This is a genomic window from Knoellia altitudinis, from assembly GCF_042666355.1.
GTDB classification, from domain to species: Bacteria; Actinomycetota; Actinomycetes; order Actinomycetales; family Dermatophilaceae; genus Knoellia; species Knoellia altitudinis.
Genome location: NZ_JBHTDK010000001.1, coordinates 2317921 through 2343493 on the forward strand (window position 1 = coordinate 2317921; position 25573 = coordinate 2343493).

The window sequence follows — 25573 nt, forward strand, 5'->3', positions numbered from 1 at the left end:
GGTGGGCTGGTGCCGGCTCACTTGGCGAGGACTGCCTCGATGACTGGGCGGGTGGCGTCCTCACGCTCCTTCCAGGCCGAGGAGACCTCCTTGGCGGGGGTGAACGAGGCGTTGACGGCCGTGTCCTTCATCTTCTGCTGGACGGCGGCGTCGGCCACAGCGGTCTGGATGGCCTTTTCGAGCACGGCCACCGTGGCTGCCGGCGTGCCGGCCGGGGCGGACAGGGTGAACAGGCTGGTCATCGTGTCCTGCGTGAACCCCAGGCCCTTGAGGGTCGGGACGTCGGGCATGAATGGGCTGGCCTCGTCGTCGACGACGGCGAGGATGCGCAGGTCGCCCGACTTGTAGGGACCGAACACACTGGACACGCCGCCGACGATGAAGTCGACCTGCTGGCCCACGAGGGCGGCGACCTTGTCGGCGCCGCTGTCGAAGTGGACGATGTTGTAGGTCACGCCCAGCGACTCCTGCAGTCGCACGAGGTTGATGTGGTCGTCGCCGGCGCGCGAGTCGGTGGCGGCGTTGAGCTTGCCGGGGTTCGCCTTGGCCGCGTCGAGCAGGCTCTGGAGGTCCTTGTGGGGGCTCTTGGCGTTCACCGCGATGACGACGGCGTTCGTCGCGAAGCTGGCGACCGGTGCGAAGCTCTCGCGGTTGAACGTCGCCTTCTTGCTCGGGTCCATGTACCGGCCGAGCACCGAGGGCAGGTTGGTGAAGCCGATGGTCAGCCCGTCGGGCTTGGCCTTGGCCAGGGCCGTGAGACCGATGACCTGGCCGCCGCCCTCCTTGTTGACGACCTGGACGTTCGTGCCCAGCTCCTTCTCGAGTCGAGGCGCGAGGATGCGCGCGAGGATGTCGTTGCCGGCGCCGGCGGCGGACGGGACGATGATCTCGACCGTCTTGCCCTTGGGCGGGAAGGCTGCCGAGCTCGAACCGGCAGGGGTCTGGCTGCTGCCGCAGGCGGACAGGGTGACGGCGACGGCCGCAGCCAGTGCGCCGGCCGTGAGGCGGGTGATGTTCATGACGGTCCTTGCTCCTTGGTGGGGTGTGTCCCTGGGCCAGCGGTGTTGCTGTCAGCGGATGACGGGGAAGTGGTGGGGGTGGTGACTCTCGGCTTGTCGCTCGGCTCGTCGCTCGGGTCGGCGTTCGGGGCATCCGCGGAGGACACCTGGTCGGGCGTGGCATCGGGCGACGGGTCCCAGCGGCGGGCGAGGCGGCGACTGACCGCGGGGCGTACGACGCTGGCCAGGACGGCCACCACGCTGGCGATCAGCAGGGTGATATTGATCGGGCCGGACCAGAGGATGCTGAAGTCGCCCTGCGAGAGGGACAGCGCCCGTTGGAAGTTGTCCTCGAGCATCGGGCCCAGGATGAGCGCCAGCACCAGTGGCGTCAGGGGTATGTCGACGAGCCGGAAGATGTAGCCCAGCACGCCCGCCGCGACGAGCACGTAGATGTCGAAGACGTCGCCGTTGATGCTGTAGGACCCAATGAACATGAACGCGAGGATCGCGATAGTCAGGTACGCGAACGGCGTCTTGAGGAGCTGGATCCACACCCGGGCGAACGGGACGTTGAGGACCAGCAGGATGAAGTTGCCCACGAGCAGGCTGGCGATGATCGTCCACGCCACGTCCGGGTTGTCCCGGAAGAGCAGGGGTCCGGGTATGAGGCCGTTGACCGTGAAGGCGCTGGCCATGATGGCCACGGTGGCGGAGGTTGGGATGCCCAGCGTGAACAGGGGGATGAGGGACGACACGGCCAGGGCGTTGTTCGCCGCCTCCGGTCCTGCAACGCCCTCGATGGCGCCCTTGCCGAACCGCTCGGGTGACTTGGAGACGCCCTTCTCGGCGGCGTAGGACGCCAGCGAGGTCGCCGCTCCGGGCGAGCCCGGCAGGAGACCCATGAAGAAGCCGATGACGGACCCGCGCATGATGGGTGCCCCGGACCGACGCACGTCGTCTCGTGTGGGCAGGAGCCGGTTGACCGACAACAGGCGGGGTATGCCGTGCGGCCCGACCTGGGCGTGCGAGAGCAGCTCGGCCAGACCAAAGCAGCCCATCACGACGGCCACGAGACCGATGCCGTCGAAGAGCTGGGGAAGGCCGCCGGTGAAGCGCTCGGTGCCCGTGCCAGGGTCGAGGCCGACGGTCGCGATGGCCAGACCGGCCGCTGCGCTGAGCAGGGCCTTGGGGATGGAGGAACCCACGAAGCTCGTCATGAGGGTCATGCCGAGAAGGGCGACGGCGAAGAGCTCCGGCGGCCCGAACTCCAGGGCCAGGCGGCTGAAGGGAGCGACGAGCACGAAGCCCACGACGGCGATGGTGCCGCCGACGAACGAGGCGATCGCCGCCATGACGAGTGCTGGTCCACCTCGACCTTGTTTGGCCATCTGGTAGCCGTCGATGGCGGTCGCCACCGACGACGCTTCCCCGGGGATGTTGAGCAGCACCGCCGTGGTGGTGCCTCCGTAGGCGGCGCCGTAAAGGATTGCCGAGAGGGTGATCAGGGCGGTGGTGGCGTCGAGGCCGAAGGTGACGGGGATGAGGAGCGAGACGGCGGCCGCGGGACCGAACCCGGGCAGGACACCCACGAGCATCCCCATGATGCAACCGAGGAGGGCGAAGAGCAGGTGGTGCGGGGTGAGGACGGCCAAGAATCCAGCGAAGAGGTCGGGGAAGGCCATGGCTCAGATCCCGAACTGCTGCAGGAAGGGGAACGGCGACTGCGGGAGCGCGACGTCGAGCAGGCGGGAGAACCCTTCGCCGATGACGAACGCCACGAGGAAACCGACCAGGGCCGATCGCAGCCAGGTCCGGTGACCCACGACCTTCAGCACGACGGCAAGGTAGAGGCCGACCACGATGATGAAGCCGAGGGAGTTGAGCAGGACGGCGGCTGCGAGGGTGGACACGACGACCACCACCACCCGGATGAGTCCCTGCCGGTCGGGCAGCACGTCCTCGGCGCCCACGACGGCGGCGGCGTCGTCGTCAGTGCCGCTCCCACGCAGCTTCGCGTGGACCGTGGCCGGTCCGACCGCCACTGCACCCAGCTCGGCACGCTGCCGGGCCAGGCCCGGAAGCTGCAGGACGCCCGACAGGGTCATCAGGACCCCAGCGGCAGCCGGGAACGTCCCCGGGCCGATGCCTGTCGGGCTGGAGAGCCCGTATCGCGCGCCGGCGACGACGAGAAGCAGTCCGCCGACGACGGCGGCGATGCTGACGCTGCCCTCGAGGACGAGTGCCGTTCGTGCTGTGGGTGAAGCCATGACGTCCCACGCTCCTTTGCGCTGAAGGGCGACCGCTGCAGGTGTCCTGCGATCCTGCGCAAGTTTGCAGGACTGCATGCTACGTTGTCAACACCTGTACGTTTCTGCCCATCCGAGCTCCAACGAAAGAGTCACGATGACCCTCAAAACTGCGCTGGCATCCCTGGATCGCGAGCTCACCGACAGTGAGCGCAAGGTCGTCAACGTTCTCCTGCTCGACGTCGAGTCCGGTGCTGCCACGGCCGCGTCGGTCGCCAAGCGCGCCGGCACGCACGAGACGACGGTGATCCGCCTGGCGCGCAAGCTCGGCTATCGCGGGTACCCCGAGCTGCGGGAGAGCCTGCGGCAGCGGGGCGGGGACCAGCCGGAGGCAGGCGAACAGGTGATGCGCAGCTCGTCCGGGCCTGACCTGCGCAGCTTCATCGACGACGAGGTCCGGGCGCTGCGCCGCGTCGCCGACTTCATCTCCCAGGCCGACCTCGATGCCGCCGCACGGACCCTGCAGGGTGCAAACCGGGTCTACATCACCGGCAACAACGACTCACGCCCACTGCTCGCCCTCCTCGACCGGCGGCTGCGGCGGGTCGGCCTCACCGTCGTGCCGATGATCGGGACGCCCAAGGACGTCGCCGAGCACTTCGTCGGGTTCGACGAGAACTCCGTGCTGGTCGCCTTCGTGCTGCAACAGGCGCCCGCGTACCTCGGCCGGCTGATGGCCGAGGCGCAGCGGCTCGGTGGCAAGACCGTGATGATCGCCGACCTCCCCGGCTTCGCGTTCCGGCCCCAGCCGAACCACCTCCTCGCCGCACCGCGTGACGGGGACCCCGGCTACCACACCACGGTCGTGCCTACCCTGATCTGCTACGCCCTGCAGCTGGCGATCTACCACCTCGACGCCGACCAGAACCTGGCCGTGCGCCACCGCATCGAGGACCTCATCCGGCTCACGGGTGGTCAGGACGAGATCGTCCTGAAGTCCCCCGGATCAGCCTGAGCTGCCCACAGGCAGAGTCATCCCTGGGACTCGCCGAGGTCCGCCCGCGACACCCACCATGTGCAGGCCAGCAGCGTCAGCGCCGGCGTGACGAGCACGATGCTGATGCCCCAGCTCGCAGCCACGGAGCCCAGGCCCAGCGGGACCAGCGCCTGCCCCAGCCGGTTGCCGCTGAGCCGCAGGCCCAGCGCCGTCGCGCGCAGCTCGACCGGCGAGACCTGGGCGACCCAGGCCGCGGTCATCGGGGCGCCGACCCCCACCCCGAAGCCGAAGATCCCGATGAGCAGGGCTAGCTGCCAGACCTCGGTGGCCCACACCATGGCCGACAGCGACAGGGCAGAGGCGAACATCGTCCCGGCCAGGACCGCCCGGGTCCCGACGCGTCGGATCATCGGGGTCATCAGGAGGCGGGAGGCCAGCGCGCACACTCCTCGGAAGGAGAGGAGTCCCCCGACGACCGCCGGGGGGAGCCCTGCCGCCTCGCCGATGAGGGGCAGGTAGGCCATGAGCACGTCCAGCGCGATGAGCACGGCCACGCCGGACGAGAGCGCCGCCGGCATCCCCGGCCGTCCCGCGAGGTCGAGCATGAGACGTGAGGACAGCTTGGCCCGGGCCTTGCCGTCTCCCGGGTCGGCGGGTGCGGCGGGAGCCATGGCAAGGGCGAGGGCGGTCGCGACCGCCGCGATCACCGCTGCCGCGAGGAACGCCCCGGTCGTCGGGAACCGGTCGCTCGGCCACGCCATGGCGATGACCCAGCCCGCGATCGCGGGACCCACGATCTGACCCAGCGAGGCGGCGATGGCGTTGCGGGCGAACCGCTGCTGCCGGTGGATCGGTGACGAGGCGTGCGCCGCCATGGCCTGGGCCGCGAGCAGGACGGCCACGTGGCTGATGCCCACCAGTGCCATCGACAGGGCGACCATGGCCAGGTTGGGGCTGAGCGCGCCGCCGACCGTGGCAACGGTGAGGCAGGCGCCCCCGACGGTGATGCACCTCTTCGGCCCGGTCCGGTCGATCCAGCGTCCGATGGGGACCGCGCCGACCACGGCCAGCGCGGACGACGCGGCCACGACGAGGGAGACCCCGAGGACGCCGGCGCCCAGCTCGAGGGCCCGGTAGGTCGCCGTGGGCCGGACCATGGACTGGGCGGCGACCGAGCAGGCGAGCGCGGCCAGCACGAGGCGCTCGGTGCGCCATGCCCCGTCCTGCCGACCCGCCATGTGGAGGCCTTCCTCTGAACCGGTCATACTTGCAGAACATGGCACGATCTGCACCAGACGACCGAGGCCCGAACCGGGAGGCCCCGTGACAGTGCGAACGGCGATCCAGAACTGCACCGCGACGCTCACCCCGGCAGACCGGGCCATCGCCGATGCGCTGCTGTCCCGACCCGATGACGTCCAGGGCCTGACGGCGCGGCGGCTGGGCGACGTCCTCGGCCTCCACGAGTCGGCCGTCGTCCGCTTCTCCCAGAAGGTCGGGTACCGCGGTTACAAGGAGCTGCGTGCCCAGCTGACCCGGGACCAAGTGGCACTCGACCGGCCGAGCCTGGCCGGCAAGGGAGAGCGGTCATCCCTGAGCGAGGTGGCCCGGACGCAGGCACGGATCCTGGACGAGCTGACCGAGACGATCAGCCAGGAGTCGCTCGACGCAGCGGCCGCAATGCTCGGCCGTGCCCGCCACGTCTACGTGGTCGGGTCCGGGCTCATGGAGCCGCTGGCAGCCTTCAGCGAGCGCAAGTTCTCCCTGCTGGGCCTGGCCACCACGGGTGTTCGGGTGTCGGGGCCGGACCTGGCCGAGCGCCTGTCGGCGGTCCGCGACGACGACGCGATCCTCGTGTTCGCCTTCGGTGAGGAGGCCGCACGGATCGCGGCGGTGCTCATCAGGCTCGGTGCGCAGTCCCGCTCCATGCTGGTGACGGACGAGTCGGCACTGGCTCTCGGGGGCCTTCCCGACCACGTCTTCACCCTGCCCCGGGCCACCGTCCAGCACGGAGTGCTCGTGCCCGCCCTCGTCCTGGCATACGCGCTGGAGTACGCCCTCATCCGGCACGACCCGTCGCGGGTCGGCGAGTCCGAGGCGCGCGTCCACGTGCTGAAGCGGTCACTCCTCGAGCAGGGGTGAGCGGCGGAGCCGACGACGCGGACCAGCCGGACGGCATACCCCGTCCGTCCCTAGAATCGAGCGGTGACGCGACCCCTTCGACGCCAGATCCACGACATCGGGCGACGTCGGGCATGGACGATCTGGGTTGTCGCGCTGGCGGTCTACACCGTCGCGATCTTCCACCGCACCTCACTCGGCGTCGCGGGCCTCGTTGCGGCAGAACGCTTCGACATCACCGCGTCCCAGCTCGCGACGTTCACGGTCCTGCAGCTCCTCGTGTATGCCGGGATGCAGATTCCCGTGGGCGTCCTCCTGGACCGCTTCGGGTCGCGTCTCCTGCTGCTCGTCGGGCTCACGCTCATGACGGCCGGGCAGCTGTGGTTCGCGTTCGCCGACAGCTTCGCGATGGGACTCGCCGCGCGCGTCCTGCTGGGCATCGGCGACGCCATGATCTTCACGAGCATGCTGCGCCTCGTCGCGCTGTGGTTCCGCGTCAGGCAGGCGCCGATCATCACGCAGCTGAGCGGGATGATCGGGCAGCTCGGCGCGGTGGCCGCTGCGACCCCGCTCGCCCACGCGCTGGATCGCTGGGGGTGGGAGCGGTCCTTCTCGATCACCGCCGGTGCCGGCTCGGTCCTCCTGGTCGGCCTCGTCCTCGTCGTCAAGGACTCGCCCTACACGGGTGAGGCCGTCGAGAAGATCAAGGTGCGCGCCCTCGCCCGCACCCTCGGCGAGGTCTGGGGCAACCCGGGCACCCGGCTGGGCATGTGGATCCACTTCACCGGCCAGTTCGGGGCGACCGTGTTCACGATGCTGTGGGGTTACCCGTTCCTCGTCGAGGGGCAGGGGCTCAGCCCGGCGGTAGCCGGTGGCCTGCTCATCACCCTCACGTTGTCGGCGGTCGTGGCCGGGCCGGTCATCGGCAGCCTCACCGGACGACTGCCCTATCGCCGCTCGCAGATCGTGCTCTGCATCGTCGTGGCCATCGCGACCGTCTGGGCGGTGGTGCTCCTCTGGCCCGGGCGCGCACCGTTGCCGCTCCTGGTGCTCCTCGTCTGCGTCATGGCGTTCGGCGGCCCGGGTTCCATGGTCGGCTTCGACCTCGCCCGCAGCTTCCACCCCTCTGACCGGCTGGGGCGCGCCACGGGCGTCATCAACATCGGCGGCTTCTTCGCCTCGCTGGTGACGATGGCGCTCATCGGCCTGATCCTCGACCAGCGGGCACCGGGCGGACCGGGGACCTACACCCTCGACGACTTCAAGGTCGCGATGTCGGTGCAGTTCCTGCTGTGGGGGCTCGGCGCCGTCCAGATCTGGCGCTACCGCTACAAGGGTCTCGACTACATCGACGAGCACCCGGGCGCGCTGGACGCCCTGCGCGCTGGCGACACGCTGCTGCCGGGCATCTCGCGCGATCAGGACGGTGGCTGAGGCGACGGCGTCGGCCCGTCCTGGGCTCGGAGGTCAGGGTGGCTGAGCGAGCCCCCCCGGCGTGCTCGCTCAGACACCCGACCGCGGCCCCTGACCGCGCCCCCCTGCACACCTCGACCTGGTCCGAGCTGGGCCAGGGCTGCGTGTGCTCTGGCAGAAAACCACCTGTGCCACGAGGAACGCAATCGGCAGGAAGGCGGCAGAATTGCGAGGACGGATTCCCGTCCTTCAGTGGAGGAGCGTGAATTGCCTTCTGCAGCAGCGCCTTTCGCGTGAGCCGTCGCAGTGCTTCTTGCCGCAACCACCGATCCGGGCCGATTCGGCAGGAATTCGGCAGCCATCACCGCGGAGTGACAGATCATCGACCTACAGTGACTGGCGTGACTGGTGTCGGAGCGGGTTCTGCTGCCGGCCGACTGCGCCGGCGACGGCGCGAGCTCGCGCTGACCCAGCAGGAGCTCGCAGAGGCGTCAGGAGTGAGCGAGAGAAGCATCCGGGAGCTCGAGGCCGGTCGGCTCACCCGTCCGCACCGCGCGACCCTCGAGGCGCTGGGTGCGGCGTTGGGCCATGAGTCATACCGTCTGCGCGGATTCATCCAGTCGTGGGAGGTCGGCTGGCTGGTCCCCCGGCCGGAGGACCTCGATGGGTTCGCGCCTCCGGTCCCCTACCCGTGGTGGCCCGATGGAGCGCGGTTCAGTGCGCTCAAGTCCGCTGTCGCGCACCAGCACGTCGAGTTCAGCGCTGACGGTCGGCGGGTGAGGGTGCGCGACTTCCGCATCGTCGAGGCGTTGGCTGATGACGTGAGCGACTTCCGCTTCTTCCGTCCGACTCAACCCGGTGAGGCCCGCACGGACCTCCAGGACGTCGTCGGCGGCCACACCCTCGACGTGGACCGGGGTTCGCACCTGTTGTCGCTGCACGTCGAGCTGGACCGCGTGCTCGCGACCGGTGACCTGGCCCCCCTCGAGCTGAACTATGTCGTCGAGCGGCAGGACGGCGCCGCGCCGATGACGAGGTACTCAGCGGGCTTCCTCTACCCCCCGACGATCTTCACCTGCACCGTGCGGTTCCTCGGCGAGTCGCCGAGCTCGGCCTGGCGGGTCGAAGGTCATTCGATGCAGGACGTGGAGCGCGTCAGCTCGATCGAGCACGGCCACGACCGCGACACCGTGACCCTCGTGGCCACGCACCCACGCAGCCCTGTCGTCGGCATCGCCTGGGAGTGGTGACCAGCACCGGATCGTCACGTGGTGGATGCGAGGGCGACGCGTGTCGGTCACGGGCTGGGCCGGGTCGGCCACCTATAAAGAGGTGACCGGGCCGTGTATGAGACGGCCCGGTTCGTCATGTCCGGGCATACCGTGACCCGGACGGGCCCGGTCAGCGCAGGACGTGCCGGCTGATGACGAGCCGCTGGATCTGGTTGGTCCCCTCGAAGATCTGCGTCACCTTCGCCTCACGGAACATCCGCTCCACCGGGAAGTCCTGCGTGTAGCCGGCACCGCCCAGCACCTGGATCGCGTCCGTGGTCACCTTCATCGACGCGTCCGTGGCCAGCAGCTTGGCGACCGCGGCCTCCTTGGAGAAGGCGCGACCGGCGTCCTTGAGGCGCGCGGCATACAGGTAGGCCGCCCGGGCGCCCGAGACCGCAGCCTCCATGTCGGCGATCATGAACGCGAGTCCCTGGTTGGCTGCGATCGCGCGTCCGAACTGCTGCCGTTCCTTGGCGTATGCCGTGGCCGCGTCGAGCGCTGACTGCGCCAGTCCCGTTGCGCCGGCGGCGATCCCGAGCCGACCGGCGTCCAGGGCGGACAGGGCGATCGCCATGCCCTGACCTTCGTCGCCGATCCGGTTGGCCTCGTCGACCGGCACACCGTCATAGATGACCTCGCGGACCGTGTCGCAGTGCAGGCCCATCTTCTTCTCCGGCGCACCGAAGGTCATGGCGTCCGACCCGGCCGGGACGATGAAGCACGAGAGGCCGCGTCCGCCCTCGTCGGAGGTCCGGGCGAAGGTCGTGTAGTAGTCGGCGTGCCCGGCGTGCGAGATCCAGGCCTTGCGGCCCTTGATCGCGTATGCCGCCCCGTCACCTGAGTCCGATCGCGTCGCCCTGGTCGTCATCGACCCGACGTCCGAGCCGGCAAGGGGCTCCGAGAGGGCGTAGGCCCCGAGCTGGTCACCGGACAGCATCCCCGGCAGGAGCGCCGCCTGCTGCTCAGGCGTGCCGAAGGTCGTCACGGGATACGCCGTGAGGGAGTGCACCGAGACCCCGACCGCCACGCTCATCCAGGCCGACGCGATCTCCTCGACGACCTGGAGGTAGACCTCGTAGGGCTGGGCGCCGCCGCCGTGCTCCTCGGGGTGGGGGAGGGACAGCAACCCGGCCCGCCCGAGGGTCTTGAAGACCTCGGTCGGGAAGGCCTCGTCGGTCGCTGCGGCTCGCTCGGCCTCGTCGACCCTTGGGCGCAGCTCCTTGTCGCAGATCTCGCGGGTGAGCTCGATGAGCTCGTGACCCTCATCGGTGGGCAGGAGGCGATTGACCGGCATACGGGCGACTGTAACGCGACGGCCCGGGTGCTCGATCAGCCTCCGGGGCCGTCGTCGAACGGGCGCATGGGCGCGAGGTCCGGTCGTTTCGGCGCGACGGCGTCACCGCTCGACTGGCCCTTCATCCGGCGCTGGACCCACGGAGCGAGGTGCTCGCGGGCCCAGGCAGCGTGCGCGCGGAGCTCCTGGCGCCTGGTCGTCGCGTCGCCGGGCGCGAGGGGGGTGCGCCAGTCGTCCTCGTCGGTGGCGTGACCCAGGGCGGCAAGTGCCGCGAGGGCGACGCGTCGATGCCCCTCGGTCGTGAGGTGGATGCGGTCGTCGGCCCAGAGCCGCCAGTCGCGCAGCGCGGGCATGCCCCACAGGTTGAGGACGTAGCAACCGTGACGCTGCGCGATGGTGAAGAGGTTGGCCGCATGGACGGCGTGCCGACCGCGCAGGGGTTTGAGCAGCCCGGCCTCCTGGGGGTCGACCGGGGTGGCCAGCAGGACGTCAGCGCCGCTCTGCCGCAACCGGATCACCGCATCCTCGAGGGTCACCATGATCCTGTTGGTGTCGGCTCCGGGTCGGAGCAGGTCGTTGCCACCCCCGACGAGGGACACGAGGTCGGGCGACATGGCCAGGGCCCGGTCGAGCTGGGGTCCGACGACGTCACCGAGGAGTCGCCCGCGGACGGCAAGGTTGGCATAGCGGAACGGCAGGCGCTCCATCTGCGCCAGGTCACTCAGCGACTCCGCGAGACGGTCGGCCCAACCGATCCAGGCGTCGTCGTTCTCGGGATCCGGGTCGGACATCCCCTCGGTGAACGAGTCACCGATCGCGACATACGTGGTCCACACGCGGGACGCGCTGGGGGGTGCAGGGGTCACGGCAGTCTCCAGTCGAGGGGTGCGGCGCCCTGGCGGACGAGCAGGTCGTTGGCTTGGCTGAACGGTCGCGACCCGAAGAACCCGGAGCGCGCGGACAGGGGTGACGGGTGGGCGCTCTCCACGCACGGAAGGTCGCCCAGGCGCGGCCGCAGTGCTCGGGCGTCGCGACCCCAGAGGATCGCGACGAGCGGACTGCCACGCCGGACGAGGGCGTCGATGGCGCAGTCGGTGACCTGCTCCCAGCCCCTGCCGCGGTGACTCGCCGACGCACCGGGGCGCACGGTGAGGACGCGGTTCAGCAGGAGCACGCCACGCTCGGCCCAAGGGGTGAGGTCACCGCTCGTGGGTGCCGGCAGGCCGAGGTCGCTCTGGAGCTCGGTGTAGATGTTGACGAGGCTGCGGGGGATCGGCCGTACGTCCGGGGCGACGGCGAAGCTCAGGCCGATCGGGTGTCCCGGGGTCGGGTACGGGTCCTGGCCCACGATGAGGACCCGCACCTCGGTGAGCGGTTGCTCGAACGCCCGCAGGATGTGAGAGCCGCCAGGCAGGTACCCGTGCCCGGCGGCGACCTCGGCCCGGAGGAACTCGCCGAGCCCGGTCAGCGTCGACTCGACGGGTGCCAAGGCCTGCGCCCACGAAGGATGGACGAGCTCGGCGAGGGGGCGGGAGGTCACGCCTCCAAACCTAGGCCTTCCGTGTTCCACGAGAACCGCGGGCGTGCGCCGGGCCCCGGGGGTGGGATTGGGGTTGACAACCTACAACCATATGGTTGTAGGTTGTCCTCATGACCGATGCGGAGGAGAAGCGGGCCGATGCCCTCTTCCACGCCCTCGCCGACAGCACGCGCCGTGACATCCTGCGCCGCGTCCTGGCGGGCGAGCACTCGGTGTCGGCCCTGGCCCGCAGCTACGACATGAGCTTCGCGGCGGTGCAGAAGCACGTCGCGGTCCTCGAACGGGCCGGTCTGGTCAGCAAGCGCCGCAGCGGTCGCGAGTCGCTCGCCAGCGGAGAGGTCGAGGCCGTCCGGTCCGTCGCCTTGCTGCTCGGCGACTTCGAGGCCGTGTGGCGCGGTCGGATCAGCCAGATCGACGAGCTCCTCGCCAGTCCCGAATGAGTCACCCACCACCAAAGGAGAGCACCATGCCCGTCACGAACATCGACACGAACGTCGACGACCACTCGATCGTCGTCACCTCCGACTTCCCCGCCACCGTCCAGCGGATCTGGCAGCTCTGGTCCGACGCGCGGCAGCTCGAGCAGTGGTGGGGTCCGCCCACCTACCCCGCGACCGTCACCGACTTCGACTTCGTGCCCGGGGGGCGGGTGGGCTACTACATGACCAGTCCCGAGGGCGAGAAGTTCGGCGGCCTGTGGACGCTCGACTCGATCGAGGCGCCGAACCGGCTCACCTTCAAGGACGCCTTCGCCGACGCCAACGGGAACCCGGCAGAGGGTATGCCGGTCGGCGTCTGTGTCGTCGAGCTCACCGAGCGTGACGGCGGGACGCGCATGGTCACGACGACGACCTACGGCAGCGCCGAGGACCTCGAGAAGGTCGTCGGGATGGGCATGGAGGAAGGTCTCACCGGCGCGATCGGCCAGATCGACGACATCCTCGCGAAGGAAGCCGCCTGACCTCCGACGTGCCGATCACTGCCGACGCACCTGCTGCACCGTAGGCGAGGTGACTGCCCCATCTCCGGTGCGGTAGGTGGGTTCGTCGGGGTGGTGGGCATGCGGCCGAGTTGGCGGTCAGTCGAAGATCGACCGGACGTCGTCGAGGCGCGAGGGGACGAGGCGGAACCAGGCCCACGTCCCGCGCTTCTCGCGCTCGATGAGACCGGCCTCGGTGAGCACCTTGAGGTGGTGGCTCACCGTCGGCTGCGCGAGTCCGACGGCCGGGGTGAGGTCGCAGACGCACGCCTCGCCGCTCTCGCTGTCGCGGATCATGCTCAGCAGGCGAAGCCGGACGGGATCGGCGACGGCCTTGAGCAGGACGGCATTGCTCTCTGCCTGCTCACGGGTGAGGCCCCCGGGCGTGGTGATCCCACAGCACGGATTCGCGTCTGCCCGCGTCGCGGTCGTCCCGCTCGTCGTCATCTCGTTCCTCCCGGTTGCATCGCGTTTCATCATGCCACTCCAAGTATTGACGTTGATCGATATATGCGCTTCACTACATCCATCGACAGCCATCAATCTACGGGAAGGCACCTCAGATGACCACTGCAGCCACCGTCACCACCACCTCACGAGTGCAGCTCGCTCTCAACGTCACCGACCTCGAGGCGTCCATCGCCTTCTACTCGGCCATGTTCGGGGTCGAGCCGGCCAAGCGCCGCCCCGGCTACGCCAACTTCGCCGTGTCCGAGCCGCCGCTCAAGCTGGTCCTCATCGAGACCACCGAGGAGCAGCGCGGCACCGGCGCCGCAGGTGCCCTCAACCACCTCGGCGTCGAGGTCCCCTCCGTCGAGGGCGTCACCGCTGCTCGGGAGCGCTTCGCTGACGCCGGCCTCGCCGCCTTCGACGAGAACGACACGACCTGCTGCTACGCCCTCCAGGACAAGGTGTGGGTCCACGACCCGGCCGGTGCACCGTGGGAGGTCTACACCGTCAAGGACGAGAACCCCGCCGACGCCCGCCCGGCCACGGCGTCCATCGAGGTCCTCGACGTCTCCGGTCAGAAGGCCGCCGCTGGATGCTGCGCGTGACCCCACTCCCTCGGGCGCTCGCCGCCGAAGCCGTCGGCACCGCGGGACTCCTCGCGGCTGTCGTCGGCTCCGGCGTCATGGCGCAGCGCCTCACCGATGACGTGGGCCTCCAGCTCCTCGCCAACGCCATCGCCTCCGTGGCCGCCCTGGCCGTCCTCATCGCGGTCATCGCGCCGGTGAGCGGAGCCCACTTCAACCCCGCGGTCTCGCTCGCCCAAGCGGTCCGTCGCGACCTCCCGTGGTCCCGACTTCCCGGGTATGCCGTAGCGCAAGTTCTCGGAGGCGTGTTCGGCGTGGTGGTCGCGAACCTCATGTACGACCTCGCGCCCCTGCACTTCTCGGACAAGCCGAGAACCGGTGTGGGGCAGTGGATCGGTGAGATCGTCGCGACGGCCGGACTCGTTGTCGTCGTCGGCCACGTCAGTCGTGGTGGACGGGGCGACCGCGCCCCGTGGCTCGTCGCAGCCTGGATCCTCGCGGCCTATTGGTTCACCTCCTCGACGTCCTTCGCCAACCCGGCCGTCACCATCGCGAGGATGTTCAGCGATACGTTCGCCGGCATCGCACCAGGTGACGTCCTGCCGTTCGTTCTCGCCCAGGTGACGGGTGTCGCAGTCGGCCTGGCCGGCATACACCTGCTGGTGGACACCCCCAAGGAGGAGTCATGACCGAACGCCCTTCCGTCCTCTTCGTCTGCGTCAAGAACGGCGGCAAGTCGCAGATGGCCGGTGCCCTCATGCGACTCGAGGCGGGTGACGGCGTCGAGGTCCACACGGCCGGGACCAAGCCCGGTTCCGCCCTCAACGCCGAGTCCGTCGAGTCCCTCGCCGAGGTCGGCGCGAACGTCGCCGGTGAAGCGCCCAAGCCGATCGAGCCCGAGCTGTTGGCCCGGGTCGACCGCGTCGTGGTCCTTGGCTCCGAGGCCGTCGTCGACCGTGTCCCGGGGATGCGGGCCGAGATCGAGACCTGGGAGACCGACGAACCTGCAAGCCGCGGCATCGAGGGCATGGAACGCATGCGCCTCGTCCGCGACGACATCCGGGAGCGCGTCCGCCGCCTTCGGTCCGAGCTCGACCAGCTAGGAGTGCAGCCATGAACACTGATGCCACGTTTGCCGCCCTCGTCGACGACCTCGGTTATGCCTACGAGGGCGTGTTCTCACGTGAGACCGTCGCCCAGGCGGTCGCCGACGCTCGAGAGCTCCTCGAGCCTCGCGCCACGATCGGCGAGTTCCTTCCGGTGCTCGTCGCCCGCCAGGCCCGTGAGCAGCTCATGGCTGCGGCACAGGCCGAGGGTCGGATCGCCAAGCCCGTCCCCGAGATCCTCTTCGTCTGTGTGCACAACGCCGGCCGGTCACAGATGGCCGCGGCTCTGGCTGAGCATCTGTCGGCGCGACGCGTGCACGTGCGCTCGGCCGGGTCCAAGCCCGCCGACGCCGTGAACCCGGCTGTGATCGAGGTCCTCGCCGAACGCGGGATCCCGCTGTCCCAGCCCTATCCGAAGCCGCTCACCGACACGGCCGTGCGCGCTGCCGACGTCATCGTGACCATGGGGTGCGGCGACGCCTGCCCGGTGTACCCGGGTAAGCGCTACGAGGACTGGACCGTCGCCGATCCCGCGGACCAGCCCATCGAGGTCGTCCGCGACATCCGCGACGACCTCCAGAAGCGCGTCTCCGTCCTCCTCCGCGACCTTCTCGACTGACAGGATCCAGCCATGACCGAACGACCTTCCGTCCTCTTCGTCTGCGTCCACAACGCCGGGCGCTCGCAGATGGCCGCCGGCTACCTCGAGGCGCTCGGCGGGGGCCGGGTCGAGGTCCGCTCGGCCGGCAGTGCGCCTGCCGACCAGGTGAACCCCGCGGCCGTCGAAGCCATGGCCGAGGAGGGCATCGACCTCGCGGCGGCCGCACCCAAGGTCCTCACGACCGAGGCGGTCCAGGCCTCCGACGTCGTCATCACCATGGGCTGCGGCGACGCGTGCCCGATCTTCCCGGGCAAACGCTATGAGGACTGGGCGCTCGAGGACCCGGCCGGCAAGGGCGTCGAGTCGGTGCGTCCGATCCGCGACGACATCAAGCGCCGTGTCGTCGAGCTGCTCGCCAGTCTCGGCATCGAGCCCGTCGACGCTCGCTGAGGCACGCGGGGCGAAGATGGGGGGGTGACGACACCGCGCTGGCAGACCATCTTCTTCGACCTCGACGGCACGCTCGCCAACACCATCCCGCTCATCGTGGCGTCCTACCAGCACGCCTTCCGTGAGGTGCGCGGCGAGGAGATCGACGACGCCCGGGCCCGCGCCTGGATCGGCCGGCCGCTGCTCGCCGCCCTGCTCGAGGAGGACCCCGAGCGCGGGCACGACCTCGACAGCACCTACCGCGAGTGGAACCTCGCCAACACGGCACGTCTCATCGAGCGGTATGCCGGCGTGCCGGAGATGCTCGCGGCTCTCACCGAGGCCGGGGCGAACCTCCACATCGTCACGAGCAAGAGGACCGAGACCGCGCGCCTGGCGCTCGAAGCCGTCGGCATCGACCACCTCATCGACGTCGTCGGCGCCCTCGAGCACACGACGAGGCACAAGCCCGACCCGGAGCCCCTCCTCGCGGCCGCGGCCAAGGTCGGTGTCGACCCCACGGCCGCCGTCTATGTCGGCGACGCCACCGTCGACATGCTCGCTGCCCGGGCAGCCGGTATGTCCGCCGTGGCCGTGACGTGGGGCGCGGGGGAGCGCGCAGCGCTCGAGGCGACCGACCCGGACACCGTCGTCGACACCGTTGATGAGCTCACGGCATACCTGGTCAACGGGGCCCCTGTGACGCCTGAGCCGCCTGAGTAGCCGTCCCGCAGCATGTCCAGCGGACACGCCGACCCTAATGACAGGCGTGTCATTCGACCGTTAGGCTGGCCACCGCAGCCGTCACACCAGAAGGGTCGAACCGTGAACGCCGTCCACGAAGAGCAGTCCGCAGCGTCCAGTGTCGAGGGGCTGACCGACCGTGACCGCCGCATCATCGACTTCGAGCGCCAGTGGTGGAAGTACGCCGGGTCCAAGGAGTCGGCCATCAAGGAGCTCTTCGACATGAGCCCGACGCGCTACTACCAGGTGCTCAACGCCCTCATCGACAGCACGGTCGCCCTCGAGCACGACCCGATGCTCGTCAAGCGCCTCCGCCGCCAGCGCGCGACCCGTCAACGCGCGCGCTCGGCCCGCCGCCTCGGCCTGCAGCCGCAGGGCTGAGCCGTGAGCGAGCTCGACTGGAGCACCCCCGACGGCCTCGCCGCCATCACGGACCACCTCGCCGCCAGGATCGAGGGCTGGCGCCCTCCGGTGGCGTATGCCGTGGGGCTGAGCTCCGCGTCCAGCTCGGCCGAGCTGGACTTCGGGCACATCAACACGCCGGGTGGGCGCCACGGTCTGCCCGCGGTCATCCTGGCCACGGTGCTGGGGCACGACGGGTCCACCGCGACCCTCGAGCTGACCACCTCGCAGCTCGCCGCTGCGGTGGAGTCACTCGAGCCGGCGCAGGCCTGCACGGAGCTCGACCACCCCAACCTCGCGGCCTGGCGGGTCGCCCTCGCCGAGGCCCAGTCCAACCCGGCACGCACCCTCGTCGCCGTGTTCGTCGCTGATCTCGACGACCCGGTGTCCTCCGAGGCCGACGGTGCGATGCGCGCCACGTTCGAGGGCCACGCACCCAGCCTCTGACTCTGCTGCGCCGGCGCGCGACCAGCTTCTGGCGAACTGCGCGTCCGGACAGGTGCGGGCGTTTGCACTCTCCACCCGAGAGTGCCAATAATGGCGTTAGCACTCTCCTCAAGTGAGTGCCAAGCCTGAACATCACGGCCAGACCGATGAGGGTCGGCACGCGCGCAGACATGAAGTGCGCTTCGCCGGTCCGTCCGTCGCGGGCATCGCCTGGCCACACCTTCGATTCGCGTGGGAGGAACCACCCGAATGGCCAAGATCATCGCTTTTGATGAAGAGGCACGCCGCGGACTCGAGCGAGGAATGAACATCCTCGCCGACGCCGTCAGGGTCACCCTGGGCCCCAAGGGCCGCAACGTCGTGCTGGAGAAGAAGTGGGGAGCCCCCACGATCACCAACGACGGTGTGTCCATCGCCAAGGAGATCGAGCTCGACGACCCCTACGAGAAGATCGGCGCCGAGCTGGTCAAGGAGGTCGCCAAGAAGACCGACGACGTCGCCGGTGACGGCACGACGACGGCGACCGTCCTCGCCCAGGCCCTCGTCAAGGAAGGCCTGCGCAACGTTGCCGCCGGAGCCAACCCGATGGCCCTCAAGCGCGGCATCGAGAAGGCCGTCGCGGCCGTGTCCGAGGAGCTGCTCAACAACGCCAAGGACGTGGAGACCAAGGAGCAGATCGCTGCCACCGCCTCCATCTCCGCAGCTGACCCCCAGATCGGCGAGATGATCGCCGAGGCCATGGACAAGGTCGGCAAGGAAGGCGTCATCACCGTCGAGGAGAGCAACACCTTCGGCCTCGAGCTCGAGCTCACCGAGGGCATGCGCTTCGACAAGGGCTACATCAGCCACTACTTCGTCACGGACACCGAGCGCATGGAGGCCGTCCTCGACGACCCCTACGTGCTCGTCGTCAACTCGAAGATCTCCGGCATCAAGGACCTGCTGCCGCTGCTCGAGAAGGTCATGCAGTCCGGCAAGCCGCTGCTCATCATCTCGGAGGACCTCGAGGGCGAGGCCCTGTCGACGCTGGTGGTCAACAAGCTCAAGGGCACCTTCAAGTCGGTTGCCGTCAAGGCTCCCGGCTTCGGTGACCGTCGCAAGGCCATGCTCGCCGACATCGCCATCCTCACCGGTGGCCAGGTCATCTCCGAGGAGGTCGGGCTCAAGCTCGACACCGCTGAGCTCGACCTGCTCGGCACCGCTCGCAAGGTCGTCGTCACCAAGGACGAGACGACCATCGTCGAGGGCGCAGGCGACGCCGACCAGATCCAGGGTCGCGTCAACCAGATCCGCGCCGAGATCGAGAAGTCGGACTCCGACTACGACCGCGAGAAGCTCCAGGAGCGCCTCGCCAAGCTCGCCGGTGGCGTCGCCGTCATCAAGGCGGGCGCGGCCACCGAGGTCGAGCTCAAGGAGCGCAAGCACCGCATCGAGGACGCCGTGCGCAACGCCAAGGCTGCCGTCGAAGAGGGCATCGTCGCCGGTGGTGGCGTCGCCCTCCTCCAGGCGGGCAAGGCTGCGTTCGACAAGCTCGAGCTCGAGGGTGACGAGGCGACGGGCGCCAACATCGTGCGCGTCGCGATCTCGGCTCCGCTCAAGCAGATCGCGATCAACGCGGGCCTCGAGGGCGGCGTCGTCACCGAGAAGGTGTCCAACCTCGAGTCGGGTTGGGGCCTCAACGCCGCGACGGGTGAGTACGTCGACCTCATCGCCGCGGGCATCATCGACCCGGCCAAGGTGACGCGTTCGGCGCTCCAGAACGCCGCGTCGATCGCCGCTCTGTTCCTCACCACCGAAGCAGTCATCGCGGACAAGCCCGAGAAGGCTGCTGCGGCGATGGGCGGCGGCGGCGACGACATGGGTGGCATGGGCGGTATGGGCTTCTGATCTCCTGATCAGACCCATCCGGCAGACGCCGACGAAGGGCGGTCCCCCGAACGGGGGGCCGCCCTTTCGCGTCCCACTTCGCCGATGCCCTCGAGTGAAGCGACGAGAGCCGCGGGGGCTCAGCCGATGAGGTGTTCGACCGCGAGCTGGTTGAGCCGGACGAAGCCGAAGTCACGCTCGGCCGCCTTCTCCGCGTCGAAGCCGTCATCGGTGGCGAGGAACTGCTCGATCGTCTCGCCCTCGTCCAGGGTGGGCCGAGCGAGGTCGAGCACGCCGGCATACGTCATGGCTTCCTGGACGCGCGCGTCGGCACGGAACGCCCTCGCCTTCTCGGCGAGGAGCAGGTAGGACGACATGCACGCCTTGGCCGACTCCCACACACCGTCCATGTGCTCGGTGCGCGACGGCTTGTAGTCGAAGTGCCGCGGCCCGGTGTAGCGCGGTCCGTCCGGGACTCCCGGGAAGCCGTTCTCGACGAGGTCGACGGTGAAGAACGCCGACATGAGGTCGCCATGACCGAACACGAGGTCCTGGTCGTACTTCAGGCCGCGCTGGCCGTTGAGGTCGATGTGGAAGAGCTTGCCGCTCCACAGGGCCTGCGCGAGCTGATGGGTGTAGTTGAGGTTGGCCATCTGCTCGTGGCCCGTCTCGGGGTTGAGCCCGACGATGTCACCGTGCTCGAGCTCGGCGATCATCGCGAGAGCGTGACCGACGGTCGGCAGGAGGATGTCAACACGAGGCTCGTTGGGCTTGGGCTCGAGGGCGATCCTGAGGCCGTAGCCCTTGTCCTTGATGTAGCCGGCGACGGTGTCGAGGCCCTCCTTGTAGCGGTCGAAGGCGGCGTGCAGGTCCTTGCTCCCGTCGTACTCACTGCCCTCGCGGCCGCCCCACATCACGAAGGTCTCGGCGCCGAGCTCGGCGGCCAGGTCCACCGCTCCCAGCACCTTGCGCAGCCCGAACCGGCGCACCGAGCGGTCGTTGCTGGTGAGCCCACCGTCCTTGAAGACGGGGTGGCTGAAGGTGTTGGTGGTGACCATCTCGATGACGAGGCCCGCCTCCTCGGTGGCCTTCGCGAGTCGCCCGACGCGCTCGTTGCGGGTCTTCTCGTCGGCATCGAAGGGGAACACGTCGTTGTCGTGGAACGTGATGCCCCAGACGCCGAGCGCGGCGAGCTCCTTGACGTACTCCCAGGGCTCGAGGGCCGGGCGCGAGGCCGAGCCGAACGGGTCGATGCCCGTCCAGCCCACCGTCCAGAGGCCGAACGAGAACTTGTGCTCGGGAGTGGGGGTGCGTGACGTCGTTGTCATGGGAGGAGCTCCTTTGTGTTTTGCCGTAAAACTAATGAGGCGATCCCTTACTGTCAAGAGGTGTCTCCAGCCCTTCCTGCTCGCCGCGCCGTGGATCCGGGTCCGGCCGCTGCGGCGGTGGACGGCCTGCGCGCCGCCAACCTGGCGAGAGTCGTCTCCGCGGTGCTCGCGGCTGAGGCTCCACCCACGCGAGCGGACGTCGCCACGGCGATCTCGGTGACCCGGGCGACCGCGTCCCGCCTGGTCGACGAGCTCCTCAGGGGCAGGGTGCTTGCGGAGCAGGAGATCGGTTCGCACGCGCCGAGCAGTCGTGGCACTGCCCGACGGGGGCGCCCCGGCACGCCGCTGGTGCCACGTGCTGGGCACCTCGCCGCCCTGGGGCTGCAGGTCAACGTCGGTCACCTCGCTGCTCTCGTCGTCGACCTCTCCGGGGCGGTCCTCGTCGAACGGATCGAGCTGGGGGACTTCACGAACTCGGTTCCGGGAGAGGTCCTTTCGCGCCTGTCCCTCCTCGCGGACGAGGCGCTCAGGGCCGCCCCGCCCGATCTGCGCCTCGTCGGCACCGGCCTCGCCGTCCCCGGCATCGTCGCCGCAGACGGGGTGCTGCTGCGCGCTCCGAACCTCGGCTGGTCGGACGTCGCCATCTCGGAGCTCCTCGACACCGAGTCCCTCGGCGCGGGAGGGCTCACGATCGGCAACGAGGCCGAGCTCGCAGCCGCAGTTGTGCGACTCGACCGGCCAGGTCGCTCGAGTGGTCTGACCGACTTCATCCATCTCTCGGGCGAGATCGGCATCGGTGGCGCCATCGTCATCGACGGTCGCGCGCTGCCGGGCCGACACGGATGGGCCGGCGAGATCGGGCACGTCAGCGTCGACCCCCACGGGCCCGCCTGCGCCTGCGGGTCAACCGGGTGCCTTGAGCTGTATGCCGGAAAGCGCGCCATGCTTGCCGCTGCCGGTCTGCCCTCCGAGACGACGGCGGCCGAGCTGGGGGAGCGGGCGCGTGGGGGAGACGCGTCGGCCGTCGCCGCGGTGGAGCGCGCAGCCTGGGCGCTCGGTCACGCCCTGGCGGCCGTGGTCAACGTGGTGGACGTCCCTGTCGTGGTCCTCGGTGGCCACCTGCGGGAGGTCGCCGATCTCGTGGGTCCGGCCGTCGAACTGACCCTGTGTCGACGCGTTCTGTCGTCGGGGTGGGCGCCCCCGACGGTGCGGGTGGCCGGCCCCGATCCGGCACCCGGCGGTCTCGGTGCTGCCTACCTCCAGCTCCAGCGCGTCATCGACGACCCGGTGCGCTGGCTCCCTGGTGCGGACTGAGGGCCTGCGCTGTGTCGGGGTCGACTCAGGGTCCGCTCGGGGCAGAAACCCACAGCGCGTATGCCGTCCGCCCACCTAGCGTGGTCGCCATGACCACTGACCTCGCTCCAGAGCGCCGCGCCACCACCGCGCCGGCGCAGGTCGCCGCTCGCGTCACCGACCTCGTCAAGACCTATGGCTCGGGCGACACCGCCGTCACGGCGCTCAAGGGCGTGAGCCTCGACCTCAACGCTCGCGAGTTCACCGCCATCATGGGGCCGTCCGGCTCGGGCAAGTCCACGCTCATGCACTGCGCTGCCGGCCTGGACTCGGTGACGCGCGGCTCGGTGCAGCTGGGGGACATCGAGCTCACGTCGCTCAAGGAGAAGGACCTGACCAGGGTCCGTCGCGACCACATCGGCTTCGTCTTCCAGTCGTTCAACCTCATCCCCACGCTCAGTGCGCAGGAGAACATCCTGCTGCCGCTCTCGATCGCCGGGCGCAAGCCGGACCGCGCCTGGTTCGACCAGGTGATCTCGACCATCGGCCTCGGCGACCGGCTCGGGCACCGCCCCGGCGAGCTCTCCGGTGGCCAGCAGCAGCGGGTGGCGTGCGCGCGTGCTCTCGTGAGCCGGCCCGAGATCATCTTCGCGGACGAGCCCACGGGCAACCTCGACTCGACCTCGGGCGCCGAGGTGCTCGCCTTCCTCCGCCGCTCGGTCGACGAGTTCGGGCAGACCATCGTCATGGTCACCCACGACCCCAAAGCCGCGAGCTGGACCGATCGCGTCGTCTTCCTCGCCGACGGCAGGGTCGTCGCCGAGCTGCGCGAGCCGTCACCCGAGCTGATCCTCGAGGCGATGAAGGACATCGACTCGAACGCCAGGGGCTGAACCATGCTGCGCGCCAGCTGGAAGAGCCTCCTGGCCCGCAAGCTGCGGCTCTTCATGAGTGCCTTCGCCATCATCCTCGGGGTGGCGTTCGTCGCCGGGTCCTTCGTCTTCACCGACACCCTCGGGCGCAGCTTCGACTCGATCATGAACGGGTCCGTCGGCGACGTCGTCGTGCGACCGGTGTCCGGTGAGGTCGACCTCGAGCAGCAGCCCTCGAGCGCGACGCTCCCGGGCTCGCTCGTCACCGAGCTCGCCGGTGTCGAGGGGGCGGCTCGCGCGGACGGCAACATCACGAACTTCGGCACCTTCGTCGTCGGGAAGGACGGCAAGCTCATCGGGGGCTTCGGCCCGCCGGGGCTCGGGCTCAACCACACCGGTGGTCCTGCGGCCAAGGGCCTGGAGCGCGCGAGACTGGATGGCGGTCGCTGGCCCACGGGCCCGGGCGAGGTCGTCCTCGACGACAGGACGGCCGACAAGGCCGGCTACCTCCTCGGCGAGAGGGTCAACATCGTCAGCTCGGGTGCCCAGCCGCGCATCCAGGCCAGGCTGGTCGGACTCGCCACCACGGACGGAGGGCTCGCGGGGGCAAGCCTCTCGATCTTCGACACTGCCCAGGCTCGGGCGCTGTTCATGGAGGGCAAGGACACCTACTCCGACATCTGGGTGACGGCATCGTCGGGGACGAGCCAGCAGGAGCTGCGCGACGCCGTGGCCGCCAAGCTGCCTCCGGGCGTCGAGGCAGTCACCGGCGACGCTGCTGCCAAGGCTGCGGCGAGTGACATCCAGGAGGCGCTCGGCTTCATCACGACGTTCCTGCTCGTCTTCGCAGGTGTGGCACTCGTCGTCGGCTCGTTCCTCATCGTCAACACCTTCAGCATCCTCGTGGCCCAGCGCTCGCGGGAGCTCGCGCTCTTCCGGGCGCTGGGGTCGACCCGGCGCCAGGTGGCGCGGTCGGTGCTCTTCGAGGCCGGCGTCATCGGGCTCGTCGGGTCGGTCATCGGGCTGGGACTCGGCGTCGTGCTCGCGATGGGCATCCGCGTCCTGTTCGGTCGGTTCGGGCTGGACCTCAGCGGGCAGGCACTCATCCTCTCGCCGCGCACCGTCGTGGTGTCCCTCGTCGTCGGTCTGTTCGTGACCCTCGTCGCGGCCTACGTGCCCGCCCGCAAGGCCGGCAAGGTCCCTCCGGTCGCGGCCATGCGCGACGACGCCGTCCTCGCGGAGAGCGGCATGCGCGGGCGGATCATCGTCGGTGGCGTCCTGACGGTCGTGGGCGCAGCACTCCTGCTCACGGGGTTGTTCACCGACGTGCCCAACCAGACCTACTGGGTGGGAGCCGGCATCCTCGGTGTCGTCCTCGGCGTCGCGCTCATCAGCCCACTCGTCGGGCGCCCGGTCATCGCGGGCATCGGCTGGGTCTGGCGCAAGGTCTTTGGTGCCGTCGGCCTCATGGCGCAGCAGAACGCGCAGCGCAACCCCCGGCGCACGGCTGCCACCGCCTCGGCGCTGATGATCGGCGTGACCCTCGTGTCGATGATGGCCGTCTTCGGGGCAAGCGCGAAGGCGAGCATCGACAGGTCCATCGAGAAGGAGTTCGTCGCGGACTACGTCGTCTCCAGCGTCGTCGGCACACCCTTCTCGGTCGAGGTGACCAAGGAGCTGGCGGCCGTGCCCGGCGTCGAGGAGGTCGCGGCCTTCCGCTGGGACGCCCTCGACGTGGGCAGCGAGCGTGGCGGGGTCATCGGGATCGACCCCGACCACGTCGGCGTGCTCGGGCCCACGCCCATGGTGTCCGGCCGCCTGGCCGACCTCACGCCGACGACGGTCTCCATCTCGCAGGAGCGCGCCACCGTCGACAAGCTCGCCGTCGGGTCCAAGCTCGACCTGACCCGGGCCGGCACGACGAAGCCGTTCACGGTGTCGGCGATCCACGGTGACTCGGCGCTGCTGTCCTCGGACTACCTGCTCAGCCTGGCGGCTCTGGAGTCGCTGGGCGGACCCAGGACGGACTCCTTCGTCTTCATCACCCGTGAGCCGGGGACTGCTCCGGCGCAGGTGGGTCGTGACCTCGACCGGGCGATCGCCGACCTCCCCGTGGTGACGGTCAAGGACCAGGACGAGTTCGCCGACGAGCAGCGCACCCAGATCAACCAGATGCTCTACCTCATCTATGCGCTGCTCGGTCTGGCCGTCATCATCGCGATCCTCGGCATCATCAACACCCTCGCCCTGTCGGTCATCGAGCGCACCCGTGAGATCGGCCTGCTGCGAGCGGTGGGACTGAGCCGGCGTCAGCTCAAGCGGATGCTCCGCCTCGAGTCGATCGTCATCGCCCTGCTCGGAGCGACGCTGGGCATCGGGTTGGGGGTGACCTTCGGGGTCGCCCTCCAGCGGTCACTGCGTGACGACGGCATCGACGTCCTGGCGATCCCTTGGCCACAGCTGGCGCTCTTCGTCGGGATCGCCGGACTCGTGGGCATCCTGGCTGCATGGTGGCCCGGGTGGCGGGCCTCGAGGCTCGACATCCTCAGGGCGGTCACCACCGAGTGAGCACCGGCGGCGGGCGCG

27 protein-coding genes are annotated in these 25573 nt (G+C 69.7%); 18 read left to right on the plus strand and 9 right to left on the minus strand.

Annotation, left to right across the window (positions count from 1 at the left end; genetic code table 11):
* Nucleotides 1–17 precede the first annotated feature (17 nt).
* From ACFQW8_RS11025 to ACFQW8_RS11035, 3 genes are read right to left on the minus strand one after another with little or no spacing between them, the layout of a single operon-like run.
* Nucleotides 18–1019, minus strand: coding sequence for a tripartite tricarboxylate transporter substrate binding protein (locus ACFQW8_RS11025; RefSeq protein WP_380087298.1), 1002 nt, complete (start codon nt 1017–1019; stop codon nt 18–20).
* Nucleotides 1016–2683 carry a tripartite tricarboxylate transporter permease gene (locus ACFQW8_RS11030; protein WP_380087300.1) on the minus strand — a complete coding sequence of 556 codons (1668 nt, stop codon included), beginning with the start codon at nt 2681–2683 and terminating at the stop codon, nt 1016–1018. The genes ACFQW8_RS11025 and ACFQW8_RS11030 overlap by 4 nt, the downstream gene beginning before the upstream one ends.
* 3 nt (nt 2684–2686) lie before the next feature.
* On the minus strand, nt 2687–3268 hold the full coding sequence (locus ACFQW8_RS11035) for a tripartite tricarboxylate transporter TctB family protein (RefSeq protein ID WP_380087301.1): 582 nt from the start codon (nt 3266–3268) through the stop codon (nt 2687–2689).
* 136 nt (nt 3269–3404) lie between these two features.
* Between ACFQW8_RS11035 and ACFQW8_RS11040 the strand changes: the two genes are divergently transcribed.
* On the plus strand, nt 3405–4262 hold the full coding sequence (locus ACFQW8_RS11040) for a MurR/RpiR family transcriptional regulator (RefSeq protein ID WP_380087303.1): 858 nt from the start codon (nt 3405–3407) through the stop codon (nt 4260–4262).
* Nucleotides 4263–4279: 17 nt separating this feature from the next.
* On the opposite strand, the gene ACFQW8_RS11045 is transcribed toward ACFQW8_RS11040, so the two are convergent.
* Nucleotides 4280–5482, minus strand: coding sequence for an MFS transporter (locus ACFQW8_RS11045; protein ID WP_380087304.1), 1203 nt, complete (start codon nt 5480–5482; stop codon nt 4280–4282).
* Between the two features lie 85 nt (nt 5483–5567).
* On the opposite strand from ACFQW8_RS11045, the gene ACFQW8_RS11050 reads away from it, so the two are divergent.
* The 3 genes from ACFQW8_RS11050 (at nt 5568) to ACFQW8_RS11060 (ending at nt 9028) form a co-directional block, all read left to right on the plus strand.
* Nucleotides 5568–6386, plus strand: a complete 819-nt coding sequence (locus tag ACFQW8_RS11050) for a MurR/RpiR family transcriptional regulator (RefSeq protein WP_380087306.1) — start codon at nt 5568–5570, stop codon at nt 6384–6386.
* Nucleotides 6387–6449: 63 nt separating this feature from the next.
* Entirely contained in the window at nt 6450–7799 is a 1350-nt protein-coding gene (locus tag ACFQW8_RS11055; protein ID WP_380087308.1) for an MFS transporter, read from the plus strand.
* 380 nt (nt 7800–8179) lie between these two features.
* Nucleotides 8180–9028, plus strand: a complete 849-nt coding sequence (locus ACFQW8_RS11060) for a helix-turn-helix domain-containing protein (protein WP_380087310.1) — start codon at nt 8180–8182, stop codon at nt 9026–9028.
* A 151-nt stretch (nt 9029–9179) separates the two neighbouring features.
* Here ACFQW8_RS11060 and ACFQW8_RS11065 read toward each other — a convergent pair whose 3' ends face one another.
* From ACFQW8_RS11065 to ACFQW8_RS11075, 3 genes are read right to left on the minus strand one after another with little or no spacing between them, the layout of a single operon-like run.
* On the minus strand, nt 9180–10346 hold the full coding sequence (locus tag ACFQW8_RS11065; RefSeq protein WP_380087311.1) for an acyl-CoA dehydrogenase family protein: 1167 nt from the start codon (nt 10344–10346) through the stop codon (nt 9180–9182).
* 35 nt (nt 10347–10381) lie between these two features.
* Nucleotides 10382–11212, minus strand: a complete 831-nt coding sequence (locus ACFQW8_RS11070) for an SGNH/GDSL hydrolase family protein (RefSeq protein ID WP_380087313.1) — start codon at nt 11210–11212, stop codon at nt 10382–10384.
* Complete coding sequence (locus ACFQW8_RS11075) at nt 11209–11886, minus strand: uracil-DNA glycosylase (RefSeq protein WP_380087315.1); 678 nt, start codon at nt 11884–11886, stop codon at nt 11209–11211. Before ACFQW8_RS11075 ends, ACFQW8_RS11070 begins: the two co-directional genes overlap by 4 nt.
* A gap of 110 nt (nt 11887–11996) precedes the next feature.
* Between ACFQW8_RS11075 and ACFQW8_RS11080 the strand changes: the two genes are divergently transcribed.
* Nucleotides 11997–12326, plus strand: a complete 330-nt coding sequence (locus ACFQW8_RS11080) for an ArsR/SmtB family transcription factor (protein ID WP_380087317.1) — start codon at nt 11997–11999, stop codon at nt 12324–12326.
* 26 nt (nt 12327–12352) lie between these two features.
* Nucleotides 12353–12847: an SRPBCC family protein gene (locus tag ACFQW8_RS11085; protein WP_380087319.1), complete on the plus strand. Its 495-nt coding sequence runs from the start codon at nt 12353–12355 to the stop codon at nt 12845–12847.
* 117 nt (nt 12848–12964) lie between these two features.
* Here ACFQW8_RS11085 and ACFQW8_RS11090 read toward each other — a convergent pair whose 3' ends face one another.
* Nucleotides 12965–13345: an ArsR/SmtB family transcription factor gene (locus ACFQW8_RS11090; RefSeq protein ID WP_380087320.1), complete on the minus strand. Its 381-nt coding sequence runs from the start codon at nt 13343–13345 to the stop codon at nt 12965–12967.
* An 83-nt stretch (nt 13346–13428) separates the two neighbouring features.
* Here ACFQW8_RS11090 and ACFQW8_RS11095 point away from each other — a divergent pair, with 83 nt between their 5' ends.
* The 9 genes from ACFQW8_RS11095 to groL all read left to right on the plus strand — a co-directional run bounded on the left by ACFQW8_RS11095 (nt 13429) and on the right by groL (nt 19515).
* Nucleotides 13429–13920 carry an ArsI/CadI family heavy metal resistance metalloenzyme gene (locus ACFQW8_RS11095; RefSeq protein ID WP_380087322.1) on the plus strand — a complete coding sequence of 164 codons (492 nt, stop codon included), beginning with the start codon at nt 13429–13431 and terminating at the stop codon, nt 13918–13920.
* Nucleotides 13917–14588: an aquaporin gene (locus tag ACFQW8_RS11100; protein WP_380087323.1), complete on the plus strand. Its 672-nt coding sequence runs from the start codon at nt 13917–13919 to the stop codon at nt 14586–14588. The genes ACFQW8_RS11095 and ACFQW8_RS11100 overlap by 4 nt, the downstream gene beginning before the upstream one ends.
* Complete coding sequence (locus ACFQW8_RS11105) at nt 14585–15016, plus strand: arsenate-mycothiol transferase ArsC (RefSeq protein ID WP_380087325.1); 432 nt, start codon at nt 14585–14587, stop codon at nt 15014–15016. Before ACFQW8_RS11100 ends, ACFQW8_RS11105 begins: the two co-directional genes overlap by 4 nt.
* Nucleotides 15013–15624, plus strand: a complete 612-nt coding sequence (locus ACFQW8_RS11110) for an arsenate reductase ArsC (RefSeq protein ID WP_380087327.1) — start codon at nt 15013–15015, stop codon at nt 15622–15624. The genes ACFQW8_RS11105 and ACFQW8_RS11110 overlap by 4 nt, the downstream gene beginning before the upstream one ends.
* A gap of 12 nt (nt 15625–15636) precedes the next feature.
* Nucleotides 15637–16056 carry an arsenate reductase ArsC gene (locus ACFQW8_RS11115; RefSeq protein ID WP_380087329.1) on the plus strand — a complete coding sequence of 140 codons (420 nt, stop codon included), beginning with the start codon at nt 15637–15639 and terminating at the stop codon, nt 16054–16056.
* Nucleotides 16057–16080: 24 nt separating this feature from the next.
* The gene (locus tag ACFQW8_RS11120) at nt 16081–16758 is read left to right on the plus strand and encodes an HAD family hydrolase (protein WP_380087331.1); all 678 of its coding nucleotides are present in this window, start codon (nt 16081–16083) and stop codon (nt 16756–16758) included.
* A gap of 102 nt (nt 16759–16860) precedes the next feature.
* A complete protein-coding gene (locus ACFQW8_RS11125) occupies nt 16861–17160 on the plus strand; it encodes a DUF3263 domain-containing protein (protein ID WP_380087332.1) in 300 nt (99 codons plus the stop codon).
* Between the two features lie 3 nt (nt 17161–17163).
* On the plus strand, nt 17164–17628 hold the full coding sequence (locus ACFQW8_RS11130) for a hypothetical protein (RefSeq protein ID WP_380087333.1): 465 nt from the start codon (nt 17164–17166) through the stop codon (nt 17626–17628).
* 249 nt (nt 17629–17877) lie between these two features.
* On the plus strand, nt 17878–19515 hold the full coding sequence (groL, locus tag ACFQW8_RS11135; RefSeq protein ID WP_380087335.1) for a chaperonin GroEL: 1638 nt from the start codon (nt 17878–17880) through the stop codon (nt 19513–19515).
* Nucleotides 19516–19634: 119 nt separating this feature from the next.
* Here groL and xylA read toward each other — a convergent pair whose 3' ends face one another.
* Entirely contained in the window at nt 19635–20822 is a 1188-nt protein-coding gene (gene xylA, locus ACFQW8_RS11140; RefSeq protein ID WP_380087337.1) for a xylose isomerase, read from the minus strand.
* Nucleotides 20823–20882: 60 nt separating this feature from the next.
* On the opposite strand from xylA, the gene ACFQW8_RS11145 reads away from it, so the two are divergent.
* The 3 genes from ACFQW8_RS11145 (at nt 20883) to ACFQW8_RS11155 (ending at nt 25555) form a co-directional block, all read left to right on the plus strand.
* Nucleotides 20883–22136: an ROK family protein gene (locus ACFQW8_RS11145; protein ID WP_380087338.1), complete on the plus strand. Its 1254-nt coding sequence runs from the start codon at nt 20883–20885 to the stop codon at nt 22134–22136.
* Between the two features lie 89 nt (nt 22137–22225).
* On the plus strand, nt 22226–23008 hold the full coding sequence (locus ACFQW8_RS11150; RefSeq protein WP_380087340.1) for an ABC transporter ATP-binding protein: 783 nt from the start codon (nt 22226–22228) through the stop codon (nt 23006–23008).
* Nucleotides 23009–23011: 3 nt separating this feature from the next.
* Nucleotides 23012–25555, plus strand: a complete 2544-nt coding sequence (locus ACFQW8_RS11155; RefSeq protein ID WP_380087341.1) for an ABC transporter permease — start codon at nt 23012–23014, stop codon at nt 25553–25555.
* Nucleotides 25556–25573: the final 18 nt, after the last annotated feature.